The sequence below is a fragment of the Pantoea sp. X85 genome, assembly GCF_029623675.1.
GTDB classification, from domain to species: Bacteria; Pseudomonadota; Gammaproteobacteria; order Enterobacterales; family Enterobacteriaceae; genus Pantoea; species Pantoea leporis.
The window spans coordinates 1,276,360-1,297,767 of record NZ_CP121108.1; the positions used below are offsets into that span (position 1 = coordinate 1,276,360).

Annotated in this window: 19 protein-coding genes, 3 tRNA genes and 1 pseudogene; 19 read left to right on the forward strand and 4 right to left on the reverse strand. The window is 55.1% G+C overall.

The features are described from left to right. Nucleotides 1-55: 55 nt before the first annotated feature. The 16 genes and pseudogenes from sucC to P6287_RS05965 all read left to right on the forward strand — a co-directional run bounded on the left by sucC (nucleotide 56) and on the right by P6287_RS05965 (nucleotide 12,232). A complete protein-coding gene (gene sucC, locus P6287_RS05890) occupies nucleotides 56-1,222 on the forward strand; it encodes an ADP-forming succinate--CoA ligase subunit beta (RefSeq protein WP_007890646.1) in 1,167 nt (388 codons plus the stop codon). Further along, nucleotides 1,222-2,097, forward strand: coding sequence for a succinate--CoA ligase subunit alpha (gene sucD / locus P6287_RS05895; protein ID WP_110865742.1), 876 nt, complete (start codon nucleotides 1,222-1,224; stop codon nucleotides 2,095-2,097). The genes sucC and sucD overlap by 1 nt, the downstream gene beginning before the upstream one ends. Nucleotides 2,098-2,759: 662 nt before the next feature. Then, entirely contained in the window at nucleotides 2,760-4,331 is a 1,572-nt protein-coding gene (gene cydA / locus P6287_RS05900) for a cytochrome ubiquinol oxidase subunit I (RefSeq protein ID WP_101763213.1), read from the forward strand. Between the two features lie 11 nt (nucleotides 4,332-4,342). Beyond that, nucleotides 4,343-5,482: a cytochrome d ubiquinol oxidase subunit II gene (gene cydB, locus P6287_RS05905; RefSeq protein WP_277974653.1), complete on the forward strand. Its 1,140-nt coding sequence runs from the start codon at nucleotides 4,343-4,345 to the stop codon at nucleotides 5,480-5,482. A 15-nt stretch (nucleotides 5,483-5,497) separates the two neighbouring features. Next, complete coding sequence (gene cydX / locus P6287_RS05910; protein WP_007890642.1) at nucleotides 5,498-5,611, forward strand: cytochrome bd-I oxidase subunit CydX; 114 nt, start codon at nucleotides 5,498-5,500, stop codon at nucleotides 5,609-5,611. Continuing rightward, nucleotides 5,611-5,904 carry a cyd operon protein YbgE gene (ybgE, locus tag P6287_RS05915; protein ID WP_101763211.1) on the forward strand — a complete coding sequence of 98 codons (294 nt, stop codon included), beginning with the start codon at nucleotides 5,611-5,613 and terminating at the stop codon, nucleotides 5,902-5,904. Before cydX ends, ybgE begins: the two co-directional genes overlap by 1 nt. Nucleotides 5,905-6,102: 198 nt before the next feature. Next, nucleotides 6,103-6,507, forward strand: coding sequence for a tol-pal system-associated acyl-CoA thioesterase (gene ybgC / locus P6287_RS05920; protein ID WP_008107385.1), 405 nt, complete (start codon nucleotides 6,103-6,105; stop codon nucleotides 6,505-6,507). Continuing rightward, the gene (tolQ, locus tag P6287_RS05925) at nucleotides 6,504-7,190 is read left to right on the forward strand and encodes a Tol-Pal system protein TolQ (RefSeq protein WP_101763210.1); all 687 of its coding nucleotides are present in this window, start codon (nucleotides 6,504-6,506) and stop codon (nucleotides 7,188-7,190) included. The genes ybgC and tolQ overlap by 4 nt, the downstream gene beginning before the upstream one ends. A 13-nt stretch (nucleotides 7,191-7,203) precedes the next feature. Next, the gene (gene tolR, locus P6287_RS05930) at nucleotides 7,204-7,632 is read left to right on the forward strand and encodes a colicin uptake protein TolR (RefSeq protein WP_008107389.1); all 429 of its coding nucleotides are present in this window, start codon (nucleotides 7,204-7,206) and stop codon (nucleotides 7,630-7,632) included. Between the two features lie 26 nt (nucleotides 7,633-7,658). Continuing rightward, nucleotides 7,659-8,936 carry a cell envelope integrity protein TolA gene (gene tolA / locus P6287_RS05935; protein ID WP_277974654.1) on the forward strand — a complete coding sequence of 426 codons (1,278 nt, stop codon included), beginning with the start codon at nucleotides 7,659-7,661 and terminating at the stop codon, nucleotides 8,934-8,936. A 116-nt stretch (nucleotides 8,937-9,052) separates the two neighbouring features. After that, nucleotides 9,053-10,348, forward strand: a complete 1,296-nt coding sequence (gene tolB / locus P6287_RS05940; RefSeq protein ID WP_101763208.1) for a Tol-Pal system beta propeller repeat protein TolB — start codon at nucleotides 9,053-9,055, stop codon at nucleotides 10,346-10,348. A gap of 64 nt (nucleotides 10,349-10,412) precedes the next feature. Continuing rightward, the gene (gene pal, locus P6287_RS05945; RefSeq protein WP_101763207.1) at nucleotides 10,413-10,931 is read left to right on the forward strand and encodes a peptidoglycan-associated lipoprotein Pal; all 519 of its coding nucleotides are present in this window, start codon (nucleotides 10,413-10,415) and stop codon (nucleotides 10,929-10,931) included. A gap of 9 nt (nucleotides 10,932-10,940) precedes the next feature. Beyond that, nucleotides 10,941-11,758 (forward strand): annotated as a pseudogene (gene cpoB / locus P6287_RS05950) (cell division protein CpoB). A 166-nt stretch (nucleotides 11,759-11,924) separates the two neighbouring features. Further along, nucleotides 11,925-12,000, forward strand: a tRNA-Lys gene (locus P6287_RS05955). 53 nt (nucleotides 12,001-12,053) lie between these two features. After that, nucleotides 12,054-12,129, forward strand: a tRNA-Lys gene (locus tag P6287_RS05960). Between the two features lie 27 nt (nucleotides 12,130-12,156). Further along, nucleotides 12,157-12,232: transfer RNA gene (locus tag P6287_RS05965), tRNA-Lys, on the forward strand. Between the two features lie 440 nt (nucleotides 12,233-12,672). On the opposite strand, the gene P6287_RS05970 is transcribed toward P6287_RS05965, so the two are convergent. Next, a complete protein-coding gene (locus P6287_RS05970; RefSeq protein ID WP_277974908.1) occupies nucleotides 12,673-14,139 on the reverse strand; it encodes an AlkA N-terminal domain-containing protein in 1,467 nt (488 codons plus the stop codon). A 158-nt stretch (nucleotides 14,140-14,297) separates the two neighbouring features. Here P6287_RS05970 and P6287_RS05975 point away from each other — a divergent pair, with 158 nt between their 5' ends. From P6287_RS05975 to pnuC, 3 genes are all read left to right on the forward strand, one after another. Further along, nucleotides 14,298-14,804: a methylated-DNA--[protein]-cysteine S-methyltransferase gene (locus P6287_RS05975; RefSeq protein WP_110865747.1), complete on the forward strand. Its 507-nt coding sequence runs from the start codon at nucleotides 14,298-14,300 to the stop codon at nucleotides 14,802-14,804. Nucleotides 14,805-14,939: 135 nt separating this feature from the next. Beyond that, on the forward strand, nucleotides 14,940-16,001 hold the full coding sequence (gene nadA / locus P6287_RS05980) for a quinolinate synthase NadA (protein WP_101763203.1): 1,062 nt from the start codon (nucleotides 14,940-14,942) through the stop codon (nucleotides 15,999-16,001). A gap of 27 nt (nucleotides 16,002-16,028) precedes the next feature. Next, nucleotides 16,029-16,751 (forward strand): nicotinamide riboside transporter PnuC, encoded by a 723-nt coding sequence (gene pnuC, locus P6287_RS05985; protein WP_277974655.1) that lies wholly within the window; start codon nucleotides 16,029-16,031, stop codon nucleotides 16,749-16,751. On the opposite strand, the gene zitB is transcribed toward pnuC, so the two are convergent. Genes zitB through P6287_RS06000 form a run of 3 tightly spaced genes read right to left on the reverse strand, consistent with a single transcriptional unit; the run spans nucleotide 16,745 to nucleotide 21,331 of the window. After that, nucleotides 16,745-17,710: a CDF family zinc transporter ZitB gene (zitB, locus tag P6287_RS05990; protein ID WP_277974656.1), complete on the reverse strand. Its 966-nt coding sequence runs from the start codon at nucleotides 17,708-17,710 to the stop codon at nucleotides 16,745-16,747. The two genes, pnuC and zitB, sit on opposite strands and share 7 nt — an antisense overlap. Next, nucleotides 17,679-20,708 (reverse strand): ATP-binding protein, encoded by a 3,030-nt coding sequence (locus P6287_RS05995; protein ID WP_277974909.1) that lies wholly within the window; start codon nucleotides 20,706-20,708, stop codon nucleotides 17,679-17,681. The genes zitB and P6287_RS05995 overlap by 32 nt, the downstream gene beginning before the upstream one ends. A gap of 38 nt (nucleotides 20,709-20,746) precedes the next feature. Continuing rightward, the gene (locus tag P6287_RS06000) at nucleotides 20,747-21,331 is read right to left on the reverse strand and encodes a response regulator transcription factor (protein WP_137385389.1); all 585 of its coding nucleotides are present in this window, start codon (nucleotides 21,329-21,331) and stop codon (nucleotides 20,747-20,749) included. Nucleotides 21,332-21,408: the final 77 nt, after the last annotated feature.

Genomic DNA, 21,408 nt, shown 5'->3' on the forward strand with positions numbered 1-21,408 from the left:
CCGGGCGCGCGGTGTGAAGGCGCGCCCAAACTCATACCTGAATGGATAGAACATCATGAATTTACATGAATACCAGGCGAAGCAGCTGTTTGCACGCTATGGCATGCCAGCACCGACAGGCTACGCCTGCACCACGCCACGTGAAGCTGAAGAAGCCGCGTCTAAAATTGGCGCAGGTCCGTGGGTAGTGAAATGTCAGGTTCATGCCGGTGGCCGCGGTAAAGCGGGCGGCGTGAAAGTGGTGAACAGCAAAGAAGACATTCGTGCTTTTGCTGAACACTGGCTGGGCAAACGTCTGGTGACCTATCAAACTGATGCGCACGGTCAGCCGGTAAACCAGATTCTGGTTGAAGCCGCGACGGATATCGATCAGGAGCTGTATCTGGGTGCGGTTGTTGACCGTGCTACCCGTCGTGTCATCTTCATGGCTTCGACAGAAGGCGGTGTTGAGATTGAGAAAGTGGCAGAAGAAACGCCACACTTGATCCACAAGATGGCGCTCGATCCATTAGCGGGTCCACAGCCGTATCAGGGGCGCGAGTTGGCGTTCAAACTCGGCCTGACCGGCAAGCAAGTTAGCCAGTTCACCAAAATCTTCATGGGCCTGGCGACCATGTTCCTTGAGCGCGATCTGGCGATGGTTGAGATTAACCCGCTGGTGATCACCAAGCAGGGCGATCTGATCTGCCTCGACGGTAAACTGGGCGCGGACGGTAACGCACTGTTCCGTCAGCCGGAACTGCGTGAAATGCGCGATCCGAGCCAGGAAGATCCACGTGAAGCCCACGCAACGCAGTGGGAACTGAACTATGTTGCGCTGGATGGCAACATCGGCTGTATGGTGAACGGCGCCGGTCTGGCGATGGGCACCATGGACATCGTGAAACATCACGGTGGTGAGCCAGCAAACTTCCTGGACGTTGGCGGCGGCGCAACCAAAGAGCGCGTCACCGAAGCCTTCAAAATCATCCTGTCTGACGATGCAGTGAAAGCTGTGTTCGTTAACATCTTCGGCGGCATTGTGCGTTGCGATCTGATCGCAGACGGCATCATCGGTGCCGTGGCAGAAGTGGGTGTCAACGTGCCAGTTGTGGTACGTCTGGAAGGTAACAACGCCGAGCTGGGCGCTAAGAAATTGGCGGACAGCGGTCTGAACATCATTGCAGCAACCAGCCTGACAGACGCTGCACAGCGTGTTGTAGCTGCAGCGGAGGGTAAATAATGTCCATTTTGATCGACAAAAACACCAAAGTCATTTGCCAGGGTTTCACCGGTGGTCAAGGGACGTTCCACTCTGAGCAGGCGCTGGCTTACGGTACGCAGCTGGTTGGCGGTGTAACGCCAGGCAAAGGCGGCACCACGCATCTCGGCCTGCCGGTGTTCAACACCGTACGTGAAGCAGTAGAAGCCACCGGCGCAACCGCCACCGTGATTTACGTTCCAGCGCCGTTCTGCAAAGACGGTATTCTGGAAGCGATCGATGCGGGTATTAAACTGATCATCACCATCACCGAAGGTATCCCAACGCTGGATATGCTGACCGTGAAAGTGAAGCTGGATGAAGCTGGCGTGCGCATGATCGGCCCGAACTGCCCAGGCGTGATCACGCCAGGCGAATGTAAGATCGGTATCATGCCAGGCCACATTCACCAGCCAGGCCGCGTAGGTATCGTATCGCGTTCAGGTACGCTGACTTATGAAGCCGTTAAGCAGACCACTGACATCGGCTACGGCCAGTCAACCTGCGTAGGTATCGGTGGTGACCCGATCCCTGGCTCTAACTTCATCGATATCCTGAAATTGTTCCAGGAAGATCCACAGACCGAAGCGATCGTGATGATCGGTGAGATCGGTGGTAGCGCGGAAGAAGAAGCAGCAGCTTACATCAAAGCCCACGTGACCAAGCCGGTTGTCGGCTACATCGCCGGTGTGACTGCACCGAAAGGCAAACGTATGGGCCACGCAGGCGCCATCATTGCCGGTGGTAAAGGTACCGCTGATGAGAAATTTGCTGCGCTGGAAGCGGCCGGTGTGAAAACCGTACGCAGCCTGGCAGACATTGGTGACGCGGTTAAAGCGGTTTTACCACTCAAATAAGCCAATACAGACTGACAATGAAAAGCCACCTTCGGGTGGCTTTTTTTTGGTAATAACCCGCCTGAAAGAGAGGGAAAAAGCGCAACGGCTTCAAAAAATTGCGGCTATGCTTACTCTGTCATCAAGGTAAAGAAGGGAAAAGGCGCTGGATTTTTGTCAAGCAATTGGCGTGCGGCTTTCCAAAATGAGGTTAAATAATTGCGGAAAAGGTAATTATATTCTTAATAATATGATGATGTTGTGACATCTAATTAACAACCACTGTAACACTACATATCTGGAAATTTATTGTCTTAATCTAGATCAATAATTGGCGACTTATAGGAAACTTTACCGCTAGCAAAAGGCCGACTAACCGGTATAAATTGCGCTGCATCAATTCAGTCTTCGTCATAATTTATCAGGAGTTTGTGCCAGGCGTTGTTATATCAATTCTGCCGCCTCCTCGTGTTACTCCTGCTTTAAATTGACTGAAAAGATCGGTTTTTAAGGGAATTTTATCACTGTTACTCGCTCTCTTCGGGCAACAGCTTTCTCTGTTCTATCAGTAACAAAACTGGAATCAATAATCAGTCGTTCCTGAATCTTGTTCTGCGCGTCAATGTCTGTTGTTTGCCGTTGTCATCCGCAGGGGAAGTTCATGCGAGGAGCAAGGAGTCATCATGTTAGATATTGTCGAGCTGTCGCGTTTACAGTTTGCCCTGACGGCGATGTACCATTTCCTGTTCGTGCCATTAACGCTGGGTATGGCGTTTTTATTGGCGATCATGGAAACGGTATATGTCCTGACGGGTAAACAAATTTATAAAGATATGACCAAGTTCTGGGGCAAGTTGTTTGGTATTAACTTTGCACTCGGCGTGGCTACCGGCCTGACCATGGAATTCCAGTTCGGTACCAACTGGTCATATTATTCACACTATGTCGGCGATATCTTCGGTGCGCCGCTCGCCATCGAAGGTTTAATGGCGTTCTTCCTCGAATCCACCTTTGTTGGCCTGTTCTTCTTCGGCTGGGATCGCCTCGGTAAGGTGCAACACCTTGCGGTGACCTGGCTGGTGGCGCTCGGTTCGAACATGTCCGCGCTGTGGATTCTGGTGGCGAACGGCTGGATGCAAAACCCCATTGCATCGGAATTCAATTTCGAAACCATGCGTATGGAGATGTTGAGTTTCTCCGAGCTGGTGCTGAACCCGGTTGCGCAGGTGAAGTTTGTCCATACCGTGGCCGCCGGTTACACCACGGGCGCGATGTTCATCCTTGGTATCAGCGCATGGTATCTGCTGAAAGGGCGCGACATTGCTTTCGCTAAACGCTCTTTCGCCATCGCAGCCAGTTTCGGTATGGCGGCGATTCTGTCAGTGATCGTACTGGGTGACGAATCCGGTTATGAAATCGGTGACGTGCAGAAAACCAAACTGGCGGCAATTGAAGCGGAATGGGAAACCCAACCGGCTCCGGCTGCATTTACGCTGTTTGGTATTCCGGATCAGGAGACGCAGGAGAACAAATATGCGATTCAGATTCCGTATCTGCTCGGCCTGATCGCCACGCGTTCAGTGGATACGCCGGTCACCGGTTTGAAAGAGCTGCTGGCACAACATGAAGTGCGTATTCGTAATGGCATGAAAGCTTACGCGCTGCTGAACGAACTGCGTGGTGGCAGCAAAGATCCTGAGGTGCGCAGCCAGTTTGAAGCCAGCAAACAGGATCTCGGTTATGGCCTGCTGCTGAAGCGCTATACGCCGGATGTGGCTAACGCCAGCGAAGAGCAGATTCAGAAAGCGACACAGGATTCGATCCCACGCGTTGCGCCACTGTACTTCGCCTTCCGCATCATGGTGCTGGGCGGTGTGCTGATGCTGGGCATTATTGCGCTCTCCTTCTGGAGCGTGATTCGTAACCGCATCGGTAAGTCCCGCTGGTTACTGAAAGCCGCGTTGTACGGCATTCCATTGCCGTGGATTGCGATTGAAGCGGGTTGGTTCGTTGCCGAGTATGGTCGCCAGCCGTGGGCAATTGGTGAGGTGCTGCCAACCGCGGTCGCTAACTCCTCATTGACCGTTGGCGATCTGCTGTTCTCAATGACGCTGATTTGCGGTCTCTACACCTTGTTCCTTGTGGCGGAAATGTACCTGATGTTCAAGTTCGCGCGCCTCGGTCCAAGCAGCCTGAAAACCGGCCGCTATCATCATGAAACGCTGAAGACATCATCTCAGCCGGCGCGTGGATAAGGAGAGCGACCATGTTTGATTACGAAGTATTGCGCTTTGTCTGGTGGCTGCTGATTGGCGTGTTGCTGATCGGTTTCGCGGTCACCGATGGCTTTGATATGGGCGTTGGTATGCTGACGCGCATTCTGGGTCGTACTGATACCGAACGTCGCATCATGATTAATACCATTGCGCCGCACTGGGACGGAAACCAGGTTTGGCTGATCACTGCCGGTGGCGCGCTGTTTGCCGCCTGGCCAATGGTATATGCCGCCGCGTTCTCCGGCTTCTACGTGGCGATGATTCTGGTGCTGGCTTCACTGTTCTTCCGTCCGGTCGGATTTGATTACCGTTCAAAGATTGAAGATATGCGCTGGCGCGGCATGTGGGATTGGGGCATTTTCATCGGCAGCTTTGTTCCGCCGCTGGTGATTGGTGTGGCGTTCGGCAACCTGCTGCAAGGGGTGCCGTTCCATGCTGACGAATATCTGCGTCTCTTCTATACCGGCAATTTCTTCCAGCTGCTGAATCCGTTTGGCTTGCTGGCGGGCGTGGTGAGTGTGGCGATGATCCTGACGCAGGGCGCAACCTATCTGCAGATGCGTACTGCCGGTGAGTTACACGTCCGCAGCCGCAGCACCGCGCAAATCTCGGCGCTGGTAATGATGGTGTGCTTCATTCTCGCGGGTGTGTGGGTGAAATACGGCATCGACGGTTATGTGCTGAAAAGCGTTATCGATCATCACGCGGCATCCAACCCGTTGGGTAAAGATGTGGTGCGTGAAGCCGGTGCGTGGATGGTGAACTTCGATCAGATGCCAGTGCTGTGGCTGTTCCCGCTGTTGGGCGTGGTGTTGCCGCTGCTGACCGTTCTCTGCTCGCGTATCGAGAAGGGCGCTCTGGCGTTTATCTCGTCTTCACTGACCTTAGCTTGCGTGATCATGACGGCCGGGATTGCGATGTTCCCCTTCATCATGCCATCCAGCACCGTGCCGGGCATCAGCCTGACCATGTGGGATGCCACGTCTAGCCTGCTGACGCTGAAAGTGATGACCATCGCCGCCATCATCTTTGTACCGATTATCCTGGCGTACACCGCCTGGTGTTATTACAAGATGTTTGGCCGTATCACCAAAGAACACATTGAGAGCAATACGCACTCCCTTTACTGATTAAGGAGATTGAGCATGTGGTATTTTGCCTGGATTCTTGGCACCTTGCTGGCCTGTGCGTTCGGTGTGATTACGGCGCTGGCGCTGGAGCACGTTGAAGAGAGCAGCGCGAAGGACGAGCAAGTCTGATGCGCACACTGATTCAGACGCTTTATCGTCTGATGGACAAGGGCCCGCTTCGGGCCCTTTCGCTAATCCTCGCGTTGTGGCTGGCGGGCTGTGTCATTTGGCAGCCTTCACGCTTTGCCGCGCGCACCAGTGATTTAGCGATATGGCACGGAATGCTGCTGATATGGGCCGTTTGTACCGGCGTGATACACGGCACCGGATTTCGCCCGCAGCGCCTGCGCTGGCAAGCGCTCTTCTCGCCGTTGCCCGCGATGATAGTTTTAGTGGCAGGAATTTTCTGGTTCTACTATTAAGTCCAGGCTCAGGACTTAAAAACGCCGCAATTTCAGACGCTGACGTGAGGTTTTGTCAGCGTCCGGTCAAGAAACATCCTATAAATCCTTCCAGTTGTTAACCTGTGATAATTATTTTCTCGCGGCGTCAGCGGACCATTCCCAAGCCGATCTCTCTTGCGTATAGTAGCAACGTTTAAAATGAGACCGGGATGTAGAGTGAGTACAACGCTGTTTCGCTGGCCGGTTCGTGTCTATTACGAAGACACCGATGCCGGTGGTGTGGTTTACCACGCCAGTTATCTTGCTTTCTATGAACGAGCACGTACCGAAATGTTGCGCCAGCACCATTTCAATCAGCAGGTCCTGTTGGAAGAGCAGGTGGCTTTTGTGGTACGACGCATGACGATCGATTTTGTTGCGGCTGCACGTCTGGACGATCTTTTGGAAATTCAAACAGAAGTGACCTCAATGACGCGTGCAACGATGACGTTCTCGCAGCGTATCGTGAATGCAGAAGGCAAAGTGCTAAATGAAGCAGAAGTCCTGATTGCCTGCATCAACCCACATCTAATGAAGCCAATTGCGCTTCCCAAGTCTATTGTCGCGGAGTTCAAGCAGTGACTGACATGAATGTTCTTGATTTGTTCCTGAAGGCGAGCCTTCTGGTCAAACTTATCATGTTGATTTTGATCGGCTTTTCTATTGCCTCATGGGCGATCATTATTCAGCGTACGCGCATTTTGAATGCGGCGGGGCGCGAAGCCGAAGCGTTTGAAGATAAGTTCTGGTCGGGTATCGAGCTGTCACGCCTGTATCAGGAAAGCCAGGGACGCCGCGATGAACTGAGCGGATCTGAGCAAATTTTCTATTCGGGTTTCAAAGAGTTTGCGCGTTTGCATCGTGCTAACAACCATGCGCCTGAAGCGGTTGTTGAGGGCGCGAGCCGTGCGATGCGTATCTCCTTCAATCGTGAACTGGAAACGCTGGAAACTCACATTCCTTTCCTTGGCACCGTTGGCTCCATCAGTCCGTATATCGGTCTGTTTGGTACGGTGTGGGGGATCATGCACGCCTTTATCGCCCTCGGTGCGGTAAAACAGGCCACGCTGCAGATGGTTGCACCGGGTATTGCCGAAGCGTTGATCGCGACCGCAATCGGTCTGTTTGCGGCCATTCCTGCCGTTATGGCGTACAACCGTCTGAACCAGCGCGTTAACAAGCTGGAACAGGGCTACGATAACTTCATGGAAGAGTTCACGGCTATCCTGCATCGTCAGGCTTTCTCCACCGACAACACGAAGTAAGTCGAGGTTTACGATGGCCAGAACCCGTGGTCGCGGTAAACGCGACCTTAAGTCGGAAATCAACATTGTTCCACTGCTGGACGTGCTGTTGGTGTTGCTGCTCATCTTTATGGCAACCGCGCCGATTATTACCCAGAGCGTGGAAGTGGATCTGCCGGATGCGACAGATTCAAAAACCGTCTCAACTGATGATAATCCACCGGTGATTGTTGAAGTGTCTGGTGTTGGCCAGTACAGCCTGGTGGTGGATCACGATCGTATGACGCAGTTACCGCCGGAGCAGGTGGTGAGCGAAGCGCAGCGCCGGATTGAAGCCAATCCGAAAACGGTCTTCCTGATCGGCGGTGCGAAAGACGTCCCTTACGACGAAATCATCAAGGCGCTGAACCTGTTACATCAGGCAGGCGTGAAATCTGTCGGTTTGATGACGCAGCCGATTTAAAGCGAACCGTTTTTTGGGAACCGAGTGTGTCGAAGGCAACCGAGCAGAACGACAAGTTAAAGCGCGCGATAATCGTTTCGGTGATTCTGCACATCGTGCTGATCGCCTTACTGATTTGGAGCTCGTTTAACGAAAAAATCGAATCCAGCGGCGGTGGCGGTGGCAGTGATATTGACGCAGTGATGGTCGATTCCGGCGCCGTGGTTGAGCAGTATAACCGCCAGCAGAATCAGCAACGAGACAGTCAGCGCGCCGAGCAGCAGCGTCAGAAGCAGTCGCAGCAGCAGGCCGAAGAGTTACAGCAGAAACAAGCTGCCGAGCAGCAGCGCCTGAAAGAGATGGAAAAAGAGCGCTTGCAGGCCCAGCAGGAAGCCAAAGAGCAGGCGAAGCAGCAGGCCGAGCAGCAGAAAGCCGCTCAAGCCGCCGCTAAGCAAGCCCAGGAACAGCAGAAAACTGCTGAAGCCGCCGCAGCGAAAGCCAAGGCTGATGCCAAAGCGGAAGCTGATGCGCAGGCAAAAGCAGCGGCTGACGCCAAAGCCAAAGCGCTAGAAGAAGCCAAGCAAGCCGCGGCTGACGCGAAGAAGAAAGCAGAAGAGCAGGCGAAAGCCGCTGCCGCTGAAGCAGCGAAAGAGAAAGCGGCGCAGCAGGCAAAAGCGGCCGCAGAATCGAAAGCCAAAGCGGATGCTGAAGCCAAAGCGCAGGCTGCTGCCGATGCCAAGGCGAAAGCGGCTCAGGAAGCCAAAGAGGCTAAAGAGCAGGCGGCTGCTGAGGCGAAGGAAAAAGCCGCAGCAGAAGCCAAAGAGAAGGCTGCTGCCGAGGCGAAAGCCAAGGCCGATGCGGCTGCTAAGGCCAAAGCGGATGCAAAAGCGAAAGCGGCTGCGGATGCCAAAAAAGCCGCCGCTGAAGCTGCGAAGAACGAAAATGCGGTTGATGACCTGTTAGGTGGTTTGTCTTCTGGTAAGAATGCACCGAAAAGCGGCACCGCATCGGGTGGCGCTGCAGGGCAGGGCAATCAGAAAAAAGCGGGCGCGTCAGGCGCAGATATCAATAATTATCTGGGACAAGTTGTCGGGGCGATTCAGAGCCGTTTCTACGATGCAGATTTGTACAAAGGTAAAGAGTGTAACCTGCGTATTAAACTGGCACCGGATGGTTTGCTGATTGACGTTAAATCGGAAGGTGGCGACCCCGCCTTGTGTCAGGCGGCAATTGCTGCTGCGAAGCAGGCGCGGATTCCGAAGCCGCCTTCGCAGGCGGTGTATGAAGTGTTTAAAAACGCACCGATGCGTTTCAAACCAGAATAATGCAGTAACGTACGGCAGGTTGAACTAAGGTTAGCTTGCCATACTCTATGAGTACTCGTGTTTTTCAGGAACTGTGCGAATTATCATGAACCTCTGGTTCAGGTAAGGGAGAAAAAATGAAGCAGGCACTTCGTGTAACCTTAGGTTTTTTTGTACTGCTGTGGGCAGCAATGCTTCATGCAGAAGTCCGTATTGAAATTACGCAGGGCGTTAACACCGCACGTCCTATTGGTGTGGTTCCGTTCCAATGGGCTGGCCCAGGCGCGGCACCAGAAGACATCGGCGGGATCGTTTCTGCTGACTTACGTAACAGCGGTAAATTCAATCCGCTCGATCGTTCTCGTCTGCCACAACAGCCAGCCAGCGCGCAGGAAGTTCAACCTGCCGCATGGAGCGCATTGGGTATTGATGCGGTTGTGGTTGGTCAGGTAACGCCTAACGCTGACGGCAGCTATCAAGTTGCCTATCAGCTGGTGGACACCGGTGGCGCGCCAGGCACCGTGCTGGCGCAGAACTCTTATAAAGTGACTAAGCAGTGGCTGCGTTACGCAGCGCACACCGCCAGTGACGAAGTGTTCGAAAAGCTGACCGGCATCAAAGGCGCATTCCGTACCCGCATTGCCTATGTGGTGCAGACCAATGGCGGTCAGTTCCCGTATGAGTTGCGCGTGTCGGATTACGATGGCTACAACCAGTTTGTGGTTCACCGTTCACCGCAGCCATTGATGTCTCCGGCCTGGTCGCCAGATGGCAGCAAAGTGGCTTACGTGACCTTCGAAAGCGGCAAATCTGCGCTGGTGGTTCAGACGCTGTCTAACGGTGCAATCCGTCAGGTGGCTTCTTATCCGCGTCACAACGGTGCGCCAGCCTTCTCACCAGATGGTTCTAAACTCGCCTTCGCGCTGTCGAAAACCGGTAGCCTGAACCTGTATGTGATGGATCTGGCTTCTGGTCAGACGCGTCAGGTGACCGATGGTCGCTACAACAGCACTGAACCAACGTGGTTCCCGGACAGCCAGACACTGGCTTACACCTCGGATCAGGCCGGTGCGCCCCAGATTTATAAAGTTGGTATCAACGGCGGTGCGCCACAACGTATTACCTGGGAAGGTGCGCAAAACCAGGATGCGGATGTGTCAACCGACGGCAAAACTATGGTGATGATCAGCAGCGCCGGTGGCGCTCAGCACGTCGCCAAACAGGATCTGGTAACGGGAGCCGTTCAAACAATAACGGACACGTTCCTGGATGAAACGCCGAGTCTGGCGCCAAACGGCACAATGGTAATCTATAGCTCTACTCAGGGGATGGGTTCCGTGTTGCAGTTGGTCTCAACCGACGGGCGTTTCAAAGCGCGTCTTCCGGCAACTGATGGACAGGTCAAATTCCCTGCCTGGTCGCCGTATCTGTGATGCATAGGTCCCCTGCACGGCGGGGGATTAAAATGTATGGCAAACAAAATAATAGGATAAAGAAATGCAACTGAACAAAGTGCTGAAGGGTTTGATGCTGGCTCTGCCGGTTATCGCAGTAGCTGCATGTAGCTCACACAAAAACAACAACAACGATCAGACTGGCATGGGCGCTAACGACGGTGCTTACGGTGCTGGTCAGAACGGCGGTAACATGTCTTCTGATGAGCAAGCGCGCCTGCAGATGCAGCAGCTGCAGCAGAACAACATCGTTTACTTCGGTCTGGACAAATATGACGTGGCTTCTGACTACGCTCAGATGCTGGATCAGCACGCTGCATTCCTGCGTGGCAACCCGTCATACAAAGTGACCATCGAAGGTCACGCGGATGAGCGCGGTACCCCAGAATACAACATTGCTCTGGGCGAACGTCGTGCAAGCGCCGTTAAGATGTATCTGCAAGGCAAAGGCGTTTCTGCTGACCAGATGTCTATCGTTTCTTACGGTAAAGAAAAACCAGCTGTACTGGGTCATGACGAAGCGGCTTACGCTAAAAACCGTCGTGCCGTACTGGTTTACTAAGAAAATATCATGATGAGTAACTTCAGACTTCATCTGTTGAGTCTGTCGTTACTGGTTGGTTTAGCGGCTCCTTTGGGGGCCGCTAATGCCCAGGCGTCAATCAGTAGCGTTGGCTCAGGCTCGGTCGAAGACCGTGTCACCACTCTTGAACGTATCTCTAATGCCCAGGCTCAGCTTTTGCAGCAATTGCAGCAGCAGATGAGCGACAACCAAAGCGATATCGATTCGCTGCGCGGGCAAATCCAGCAAAACAGCTATCAGCTTAATCAGGTGATTGAGCGCCAGAAGCAGCTCTATCAGCAAATCGACAGCCTTAGCTCCGGCAGTAATGGTGCGCAACCCGCGCAGGCGATCAAAGTGGCGCAGCTGGTGCAGCGGCTGCGCCTCAGGCGGATAGCTAGCAGCCTCGACAGCGCGCGCAGCTGCAAAGCGGCGATGCCAACACGGACTACAATGCTGCGGTTGCGCTGATTCTGGAGAAGAAGCAGTACGATCAGGCGATTACTGCCCTGCAGGCTTGGGTGAAGAAATATCCTGATTCTACCTATCAGCCGAATGCCAATTACTGGCTGGGTCAGCTGTATTACAACAAGGGTAAAAAAGACGATTCGGCTTATTATTTTGCCACTGTGGTAAAAAATTACGCGAAATCGCCAAAAGCCCCGGAAGCGCTGTTTAAGGTTGGTGTGATCATGCAAGAGAAGAGCGACACGGCGAAAGCCAAGGCTGTCTTCCAGCAGGTGGTCACTCAATTCCAGCAAGTGATCAAACAATTCCCAAATAGTGATTCTGCTAAGCAGGCGCAAAAACGTCTTGCTGGGTTGTAATTTGTGCCTAAAAGACCGGATTTCGTGTGATTTCTGGTCTTACAGCATGAAAGGTAAGCAATTGAGACATTTAGTGGAAAATAAGGGTTGCGCCCTCCCGCTAAATCAGTAATATATGCCGCCGTTGCCGGGACATATCTTAACAAGTATCGGCAGCACTGAAGATGGGTCGTTAGCTCAGTTGGTAGAGCAGTTGACTTTTAATCAATTGGTCGCAGGTTCGAATCCTGCACGACCCACCATCTCAACCCGTTGTAAGTGAGATGATTTCTTCAGTAAGCTTCACAACCTTGATGGGTCGTTAGCTCAGTTGGTAGAGCAGTTGACTTTTAATCAATTGGTCGCAGGTTCGAATCCTGCACGACCCACCATCAAGTAAAGGTTGTAAGCCCCACAGCGGGTCGTTAGCTCAGTTGGTAGAGCAGTTGACTTTTAATCAATTGGTCGCAGGTTCGAATCCTGCACGACCCACCAGTTATGTAGAAAGGCGCCCTAAAGGCGCCTTTTTGCTTTTCTACGCTAGGTGGATTTGCTTTGAGATGGTGCACCGGCCAGATAAGGCGGGGCGGATCGCGAAGAAACCTCACATCCCTGTGGATCGGCCTCGCAAGTCCTCGCCTCATCCATGAGGCTCGCCCGCAAGCGGGCAACGCTTCGCGTTGTGCAAAAACGCTCCCGGCGTTTTTGTCCATGGCTCGGACGCTTCGCTCCTCCTGCTCCCGCCTTTTCTGGCCCTTATGCTTTGTCGTTGCTTGAAATAATCACACGCATACTGAACGAAGACGAAAGGACCGGGCGGTGGAGTAAAGCTTCCGGCGCATGGATGCGCCGGCAGAGCCTACAGGGATGTATCCACGGCGACTTTACGGAACCGCCCGGTCCTTCCGGCTGGTTGGCAAGCTTTTAAGCTAAATCTATTTTTTAAACTTAACCGGCGTCAGACTTTTCCAGATATGCAGCACCGCATAGCTGCGCCACGGCCGCCAAACCTGCGATAGCTGCTCCGCCACTTTGGCACTCACGCCGCCGAGATTATTACGAATCGCAATATCCTCTTTGGGAAACGCATCAGGCCAGCGCAGTGCGCGCATCGCGATATAACTTGCCGTCCACGGCCCAATGCCTTTCAGCACCAGTAACTGCTGCTGAACCACGTCCGGATTCACCGCACCGTTAAAGCGTAATGCGCCGGAAGCACAGGCCTGCGCCAACGCCTGAATGGCATGTGAACGCGCACTGACGATTCCCAGGCTGGCAATATCATCGATGCTCGCCGCCGCTAGCGACTCCGCATTTGGCGGCAAACGCGAAAGTTCTGACCACGGCGTCACCAGCGGCTCACCAAAGCGCTGTGCCATTCGGCTGCTTAGCGTGGTTGCGGCTTTGACGGTAACCTGCTGCCCGAGTATCGCGCGCACACCCAACTCAAAGCCGTCAAACGCACCAGGAACGCGTAAGCCGGGAAAGCGCGATAAGCTCTCGGCTAATAACGGATCGTGGCTTAAATGTTCTGCTATGCGCTGTGGCTGCGCATCCAAATCAAATAGATCGCGTAGCCGACGCAGCAAAGCGGGCAGCACTGGCGTCAGCGATGTTGTGAATTGCACCTTCAGCGACTGTTTACCCGCAACATGGCTCACACGCACCCAGCCGCGACAGTTGCCCAGCGCCACGGTGCGGTGATACATGCCCTCGTTCACCCATTCCACCTCCTTCATCACGCGCTGTTGCAGGAAATCGAGCATCGCATCCCAATCGTAAGGCGGCCGATAACTCAGGCGCAGTTCGGCGCTCTCCTGCGTGGTTTTCACGGCGTCGGGTTGATTCTGCTTGCGCAGGCGGGAGGGCGTCATGCGATAGCGCGCCTGGAACACATCGTTAAAGCGCCTCAAACTGCGGAAGCCGCTGGCGTAAGCAATTTCCGTGACCGGCAAAGAGGTTTCTGTCAGAAGTTGCTTGGCTAGCAGCATACGACGTGTCTGACGCAGCTCTAAAGGCGATACGCCGAGCTCCTGCTGCACCACGCGACGTAATTGACGTTCACTGAGGTCAAACTCGCCAGCGATGTCTGCCAGCGTCTCCTGCTCTTCCAGTAAGCCCTCTTCGATGCGGCGAATCAAACGATCGGCAATGCGGTGATGGCTATCCACCGGCGCAGAGCCGGGTGCCAGTTCCGGACGGCAGCGTAAACACGGGCGGAAGTGCGCTTTCTCGGCGGCCTCTGCGCTGCTAAAAAACAGGCAGTTCTTCTGCATCGGCGCTTTCACTGGACAAATGGGGCGGCAATAGATGCCGGTGGATGTCACGCCAACAAAAAACAGCCCGTCGAAGCGGCTATCGCGCGACGTCAGCGCCTGGTACGCAATTTCAGCATCAAACATCATCGTCTCCGGCAAATAAACGGCATAGTCGCGCAAGCTGAACAGGAAAACTCGCTGCTTTCGGACAGCTAACCAGTTTATGCTGATGACCGAAAACAGCCAGTTTCCTGCGGCGGAAATGCGATAATCGCCAGCAGAGAATATGCCGGAGGTGCACCATGTATCATGCCAAAATCATCGCGACGCCCGTTGGTGAGCTCACGCTTGTTGCCACCGATAAAGGATTGTCGGCGATTCTGTGGGAAAACGAAGGGGCGCAGCGCGTGCCGCTGAAGCCGATCAGCCGTAACGATCAGCATCCAATTTTGTGTGAGGCCGAACGCCAGCTGCGCGAATATTTCGCCGGTGAGCGTCAGCAGTTTGATATGCCGTACGACACTGTCGGCACCGAGTTTCAGAAAAAAGTGTGGCAGGCGCTGCTCACCATCCCGTTTGGTGAAACGCGCAGCTACCAGCAAATCGCCGAGCAGATCGGCAATCCGAAAGCGGTGCGCGCCGTGGGCGCAGCGAACGGTAAAAATCCGCTGTCGATTATGGCGCCCTGCCATCGCGTGATTGGCAGCAACGGCAAACTCACCGGTTTTGCAGGCGGGCTCACCGTTAAAGCCTTCCTGCTGGAGCTGGAAAGTCCGCAGAAAACGTTGAGCAGCGCTTTGTTGCTGTAGAGCGCGCAAAAAAGAGACGACACTCTCGCGCAATTCCGCTATCGTGTTTAGCATATAAAACACGATAGCGGTTTTGATGCCGCATCATTGCCGTAACAGGCAATTTTGTTAAATTGAGAAAACGAGAGCCGTGTCATGAGCCTGATGTTCGATCCTGAAAGCGCGATCTATCCTTTCCCGCCGAAACCGGCACGTCTCAGCGACGATGAAAAAGCCCACTACAAAAACAAAATAAAACGCTTGCTGAAAGAACGCGATGCGGTGATGGTGGCGCATTACTACACCGATCCCGAAATTCAGGCGCTGGCGGAAGAGACCGGCGGCTGCGTATCGGACTCACTGGAAATGGCCCGTTTCGGCAGTACTCATCCCGCTAAAACCTTGCTGGTGGCGGGCGTGCGTTTTATGGGTGAAACCGCAAAAATCCTTAGCCCGGAAAAAACCGTGCTGATGCCCACCTTGCAGGCGGAATGCTCGCTCGATCTCGGTTGCCCAATTGAAGAATTTAACCGCTTCTGCGATCAGCATCCCGATCGCACGGTGGTGGTGTATGCCAACACCTCGGCGGCGGTGAAGGCGCGCGCGGATTGGGTCGTCACCTCGAGCATCGCGGTTGAGCTGATTGAGCATCTCGATAGCCTCGGCGAGAAAATCATCTGGGCACCGGATCGCCATCTCGGCCGCTACGTCACGCAAAAATCCGGCGCGGATGTGCTGTGCTGGCAGGGCGCCTGTATTGTGCATGACGAATTCAAAACACAGGCTTTGCAACGCATGAAGGCGCTCTATCCGCATGCGGCTGTGCTGGTGCATCCTGAATCACCGCAGGCGATTGTCGATCTGGCTGATGCGGTGGGATCCACCAGTCAGCTGATTCAGGCGGCGCAAAGTTTGCCGCATCCGCAGATGATCGTCGCCACCGATCGCGGCATCTTCTACAAAATGCAGCAGGCGGTGCCGAACAAAGAGTTGCTGGAAGCGCCCACCGCAGGCGAGGGCGCCACCTGCCGCAGCTGTGCGCACTGTCCTTGGATGGCGATGAACGGCCTGAAAGCGATTGCCGAAGGACTGGAGCGTGGCGGCAGCGCGCATGAGATCCATGTGGATAGCGCGTTGCGTGAGGCCGCGTTGCTACCGCTCAACCGCATGCTATCCTTTGCTGCAGATCTCAAACTTAAAATCAAAGGGAATGCATGACGGGCTCCCGTTACACAGGCACCTTATATGGACTTCTTTAGCACGCAAAATATTCTGGTTCACATTCCGCTCGGCGTTGGCGGCTACGATCTCTCATGGATCGAAGCCGTTGGCACCCTTGCGGGCCTGCTGTGCATCTGGCTCGCCAGCCTTGAGAAAATCATCAACTACTTTTTCGGGCTGATAAACGTCACGCTGTTCGCGGTGATTTTCTTCCAGATTCAGCTCTACGCCAGCTTGTTGCTGCAACTGTTCTTCTTCGTCGCCAACGTTTACGGCTGGTACGCGTGGAGTCGGCAAACCTCTAACAACGAAACGGAGCTGAGAATTCGCTGGCTGCCGCTGCCGAAAGCATTGGGCTGGGGCGCGGCGTGCGTGGTGGCGATTGCGCTGATGACGGTGTACATCGATCCGGTCTTTGCTTTCCTGACCAAAACAGCGGTCGGCATTATGCAGAGTCTGGGGCTTAACGTGGCGATGCCGCAACTGCAGCCTGACGCGTTCCCGTTCTGGGATTCGTGCATGATGGTGCTGTCGATTGTGGCGATGATTTTTATGACGCGTAAATACGTTGAGAACTGGCTGCTTTGGGTGGTGATCAACGTTATCAGCGTGATGATCTTTGCGCGTCAGGGCGTTTATGCCATGTCACTGGAGTACGCGATTCTGACGCTGATTGCGCTCAACGGTTCGCGCCTGTGGATGCAAAGCGCACGCGAACATGGCTCGCGCGCGCTGTCCCATCAGTGATGATGAGCGTGACCTTCAAGCGCAGCATGATCGTGGTGATCGTGCTGCGCGGCGTTGTTATCTAAACCCAACTCGCAGTCCGGCCCGCTGCACGGCTGATATTCCATCTGCACCGTGGCGTGGGCAATCTGATAGTGCTCATGCAAATAGTGGTGAATGCGCTTAAGCAGGCCGTCGTGATCGTATGGCGGAATCACCTGCACATGCAGCGTCAGCACCGGTTTTTCACCCACTTGCCACAAATGAACGTGATGCACGTTACGTACTTCATCGATATTGCGCGTCAGCTCGCGTGACAGTTTATCCGCGTTGATATGGCCCGGCGCACCTTCCAGCAATTCATGCAGACTCTCGCGCAGCAGCGACCAGGCGCTGCGTACCACCAGCAATGACACCAGCAGCGACAGAATCGGATCGATCGGCGTCCAGCCGGTCAGCATAATGATCACCGCCGCGACAATCGCACCAACCGAACCCAGCAAATCGCCCAGCACATGCAATGCCGCCGCACGCACGTTGAGATTCTTCTCTTCGCTGCCGCGATGCAGCAGCCAGAACGACAGCAGATTGGCCAGCAAACCGGCAATGGCGATGCCGAGCATCAATCCGCCGGCAATCGGCTGGGGTTCATAGAAGCGACGCAGCGCTTCCCAGACAATCAGCACCGTAATCACCAGCAGCGCAATGGCATTGACGAACGCCGCTAAGGTGGTGAGACGCAGCAAGCCGAAGGTATGGCGCGCGTTAGGCTTGCGCTGGGCAAACTGCACCGCGAGTAACGCCATCAGCAGCGCGGCGGCATCGGTCAACATATGTCCGGCATCGGCCAGCAGCGCCAGCGAGCCAGAAACCAGCCCGCCGATCACTTCGGCCACCATAAACAGCGCCGTTACGCCAAACGCCGCGGCTAGTCGCGTGCGGTTGCCGTTAGCGGTCCCGTGAGAATGCGTGTGTGCCATAATTATCCAGTTGTTTAAGTAACCTGTTTGTTAATGATATCAGTAAATTGAGATCATCAAGCGGCAACTGCTGCTGTTTAACCTGCTCAATCAACTGCTGACAGCGCTCGGCAACCTCATCCATACCCAGCATCAACCAGCTGCCCTTCATGCGGTGTGCAGCCTGTTCCAGCGCCGTCCAATTTTGTGTATCGCGCGCGTTCAACAGCAAATCCCGATCCTGTTGCAGCGTGCGCTGCAAGGTTTGACAGATGCGCGGAATAAATGCCTGATTATCCTGCGCCAGAATCAGTAAGCTGTTTGGCAAGACATCCAATGGATCTTTTACGGCGCGCGCCAGCAGCGGTGCCAGATGATCGAGCTCAATGGGTTTGAGCAGCAGAGCTTCGTCATCCAGCAAGGCGATTTTCAGCAACTGAACATCTGCAGAGCAGAGCACGCGCAGCGAGGTGCTGCCGCGCTGGCGCTGACGACGGCGCAGAATACGCAGCAGCGTTAAACCATCCGGGCGCGGCATCATCTGGTCGATAAACAGAATATCGAAGGCGCGCTGAGCATCGGCGCGCAGCAGCGCTCGGCCCTCTTCAAATACCTGCGCCTCAACGCCAAATATCGCCAGCTGCTGCTGCATCACCAAAAGATTGGTCGGGTGATCGTCCACAATCGCCACGCGCAGCTGCGGGTAAACAGGCCAGCTGGCTGTGCGCTCGGTTAACGGCTCTTGGCTCACGACTAATGGCAACTGCACGCTGACCGTGGTGCCGCTGCCCGATGCTGAAGTGAGCGTTAGCGTACCGCCCATTCGTTGCACAATCTCGCGACAGATAAACAAACCTAAGCCGCTGCCTTGCACCGCATGGCTTTTGCCGGACGGCGCCTGATACCACGGCTCAAACAGTTTTGCTTGCTCGTTAAGCGGGATGCCGCTGCCGGTGTCGGTGACCGTAAGCTGGATGTGCTCACTGACCGCCAGCGACAGGCGCACTTCGCCTTCGCGGGTAAACTTAAGGGCGTTGGCCACCAGATTATTCACTACCTGCTGCAGGCGATCGCCATCCAGCAACACGCTGGCAGGCAGCGGCGTCAGCGCTTCGGCAATCAGGTTCGGCCCGGCATCGCGCATTAAGGGATGATAAAACTGCTGCTGTTGCTGCAGCCAGAGCGTCAGATTGAGCGGGCGCGGTGCCAGACGGAAGCTCTGGCTCTCAATACGCGCGTGATCCTGCAAGTCGTTCAATAGCGCCATCAGCGACCGCGCGCTGCTGTGCATCAGCGCCAGCCGTTCACTCGGATGCTGCTGCTGTTCCAGCTCCAGCAAACCGAGTATCGCCTGCATCGGCGTGCGCAGTTCGTGGCTGGCAGTGGCAAGAAACTGGCTTTTGGCGGCATTGGCGCGTTCGGCCTGCTCACGCTGCAATCGGTCACGACGCTGCTGCCAGTAACGACGCGCCAGCAAGCCCAACAGCAACAGAATAATTACGCCTGCCGCAAGCAAAATCATCAGCGGAATATTGCGCATCGCCATCGTCGTGCCGGGCTGCGGCGGCTGTGACCAGCTGACGCGCATCTGGTTGAGCGTATCAGGCGGGATTTGCTGCAATGCATGGTCGAGCAGGGCGCGCAGCTCAGGCTGTTCAGCACTGACCTGCGGCGCCAGCGGCCAGGCGATATCGCTGGCAGCAAACGCCAGATGCACACGATTATCTTCGTGACTCGCCATACGCCAGCGGGCAGAGAGCACGTTATCTACCAGCGCATCGATCTGACCGTTATTCAGCGCTTGCCACAGCTGCGTCCGATCGTCGAACGGCTGCGGCGTAATACCTGACGGCAGCAAACGTATGGCGAGATCGTCGCGTAATACGCCCACGCGCTGGCCTTGTAGCGATTGCCAGTTCATTGGCTGATGCGTGGCAAGCGTGTAAATGCCCCAAATGGCGCGCCATACCGGCAAAGTATTGCTGCCGGGATCGTCGCCATACAGCGGCTGCAACAGGTTGAGCATCACCTGCTGTTGCTGCAGTAGCGTGGCGGCCTGCTGCGGATTGTTGACCCAGCGCGGGGTAAAACGCAGGCCGGTACTTTGGCTCAGCGCGTTCAGCATGTCGATGCCGAAGCCGCGCGCGTTGCCGCTGCTGTCGCGATAACTCCAAGGCGCGTTATCCGCCTCAACCGCATACGGAATCTCAGTATGTTGCGCCAGCCACTGCTTTTCGCTGGCCGACAGCATCAGAGTTTGTGTGTCCTGATAACGCAGCAGCGGCGGGCTCCAGCGCTGCTGGACCCGACTGCTGAACTCGGCGGGCAGCAGGCGCAGCTGGCTGTTAAGCCAGTGGATCAGCGCGGCATTGCGCGTCATTGCGCGTAGCGTTAATTCGCCCGCGCCAGGATCGGCAGTGATTTGGTAAATTTGTCCTTGCTGCAGCTGGCCCAGCAAGAAACCGGCGCTGGCTTCATCGGCGACCAGATAATCGCTTTGCTGATTGAGCAGGGCATACAGCGCCTGCAGATCGCCCGGCAAGGTGTGCCAGCGATGCTGCTGCACAAATTCAGTGGGCAACTGCGCCAGCGTCGCTTCGGCAATGGTGAGCTGCGCGGTTTCGCTATTGAACATCACCGCGCGCTGATTATCCCGGTTGCGATAGATGCGAATCGGGCTGCTGTACCAGCTGTCGCTGAGCAGCACATCGGATGGGAGCTGGGCATGTTGATTACTTAACACCAAATCCACCTCGCCGCGCTGCAAGGCTGCCAGTTGCTGCGCGCGATCGGCATAGCTTTGCAGCGTGAAATGCGTACCGGTCAACTGGCTTAGGGCGCTGAGATAGTCGGCGTCGATGCCCCAGAGGTGATCGCCAATACGCATCGCCCAGGGTGCGCTGTTTTGTGCCGGCACCGCGACGCGCAACGTTGCGCCAGGCCACGGCTCGGCGTGTGGGGCCGGCATCATCGCGGGTAACATCACGCTGCTGGCGGGTTGCAGATCGGCTTTCGCCATCACACTCAGCAGCAGCGTACACAGCAGCAAACAGATCCTCACTGCTGCGCTTTCCACAGCTCAGCCAGCTCAACCACCGACTGTACGCCGGTTTTCTCCAGGATGTTCTTCTTGTGAGTGCTAACGGTTTTATTGCTGATATGCAGCTGTTCGCCAATCTGCAAATTCGAAAGGCCGCGCACCAGCAGCGCTACAATCTGCTGCTCTTTCTCGGTTAACGGCAGTTCGATACGTTCCGGCAGCGGCGGAAAAGCCTGCTGGCCGCCGAGCACCGCCAGAATCGCGCTCAGCAGTTGCGCCATGCTTTGGCTTTTCACCACGTAACCAGCAGCGCCAAGCGACACGGCGCTGAGCAGTGTGTGGCGGCTCTGCTGCGCGGAATAGATCAACACCGGGCAGTGCTGATTACGCACGCGCAACCGGCGCAGCAGTTCGAGTCCGTCGCAATCGGGTAAACCGATATCCAGCACAATTAAATCGATGGGATGTTGTTGAAGCAGTTGGCGCGCCTGCGCTTCGTCGCCAGCGGCGTGAATGTTCAACGTGATAGGAGCGTTAACGCAAGCCGCTTCCAGTGCGACGGCAACTAACGGGTGATCATCAATAAGCAGCAATGAAGCCATGAAACAGTTCCTGTGAATTTCATTGCTTCAGCATAGCGGAAAAGGGCGGGAGGCAAAATAAAAGGGAGAGCCGAAGC

Excerpts from the sequence above, each read along its gene's own strand:
- tolB (WP_101763208.1), top strand. The coding sequence starts at position 9,053 with ATGAAGCAGGCACTTCGTGTAACCTTAGGTTTTTTTGTACTGCTGTGG.
- tolR (WP_008107389.1), top strand. The coding sequence starts at position 7,204 with ATGGCCAGAACCCGTGGTCGCGGTAAACGCGACCTTAAGTCGGAAATC.
- P6287_RS05995 (WP_277974909.1), bottom strand. The coding sequence starts at position 20,708 with ATGGCGAAAGCCGATCTGCAACCCGCCAGCAGCGTGATGTTACCCGCG.
- sucD (WP_110865742.1), top strand. The coding sequence starts at position 1,222 with ATGTCCATTTTGATCGACAAAAACACCAAAGTCATTTGCCAGGGTTTC.
- nadA (WP_101763203.1), top strand. The coding sequence starts at position 14,940 with ATGAGCCTGATGTTCGATCCTGAAAGCGCGATCTATCCTTTCCCGCCG.
- zitB (WP_277974656.1), bottom strand. The coding sequence starts at position 17,710 with ATGGCACACACGCATTCTCACGGGACCGCTAACGGCAACCGCACGCGA.
- cydB (WP_277974653.1), top strand. The coding sequence starts at position 4,343 with ATGTTTGATTACGAAGTATTGCGCTTTGTCTGGTGGCTGCTGATTGGC.
- P6287_RS05970 (WP_277974908.1), bottom strand. The coding sequence starts at position 14,139 with ATGTTTGATGCTGAAATTGCGTACCAGGCGCTGACGTCGCGCGATAGC.
- ybgE (WP_101763211.1), top strand. The coding sequence starts at position 5,611 with ATGCGCACACTGATTCAGACGCTTTATCGTCTGATGGACAAGGGCCCG.
- sucC (WP_007890646.1), top strand. The coding sequence starts at position 56 with ATGAATTTACATGAATACCAGGCGAAGCAGCTGTTTGCACGCTATGGC.
- pnuC (WP_277974655.1), top strand. The coding sequence starts at position 16,029 with ATGGACTTCTTTAGCACGCAAAATATTCTGGTTCACATTCCGCTCGGC.
- pal (WP_101763207.1), top strand. The coding sequence starts at position 10,413 with ATGCAACTGAACAAAGTGCTGAAGGGTTTGATGCTGGCTCTGCCGGTT.
- cydX (WP_007890642.1), top strand. The coding sequence starts at position 5,498 with ATGTGGTATTTTGCCTGGATTCTTGGCACCTTGCTGGCCTGTGCGTTC.
- P6287_RS06000 (WP_137385389.1), bottom strand. The coding sequence starts at position 21,331 with ATGGCTTCATTGCTGCTTATTGATGATCACCCGTTAGTTGCCGTCGCA.
- cydA (WP_101763213.1), top strand. The coding sequence starts at position 2,760 with ATGTTAGATATTGTCGAGCTGTCGCGTTTACAGTTTGCCCTGACGGCG.
- P6287_RS05975 (WP_110865747.1), top strand. The coding sequence starts at position 14,298 with ATGTATCATGCCAAAATCATCGCGACGCCCGTTGGTGAGCTCACGCTT.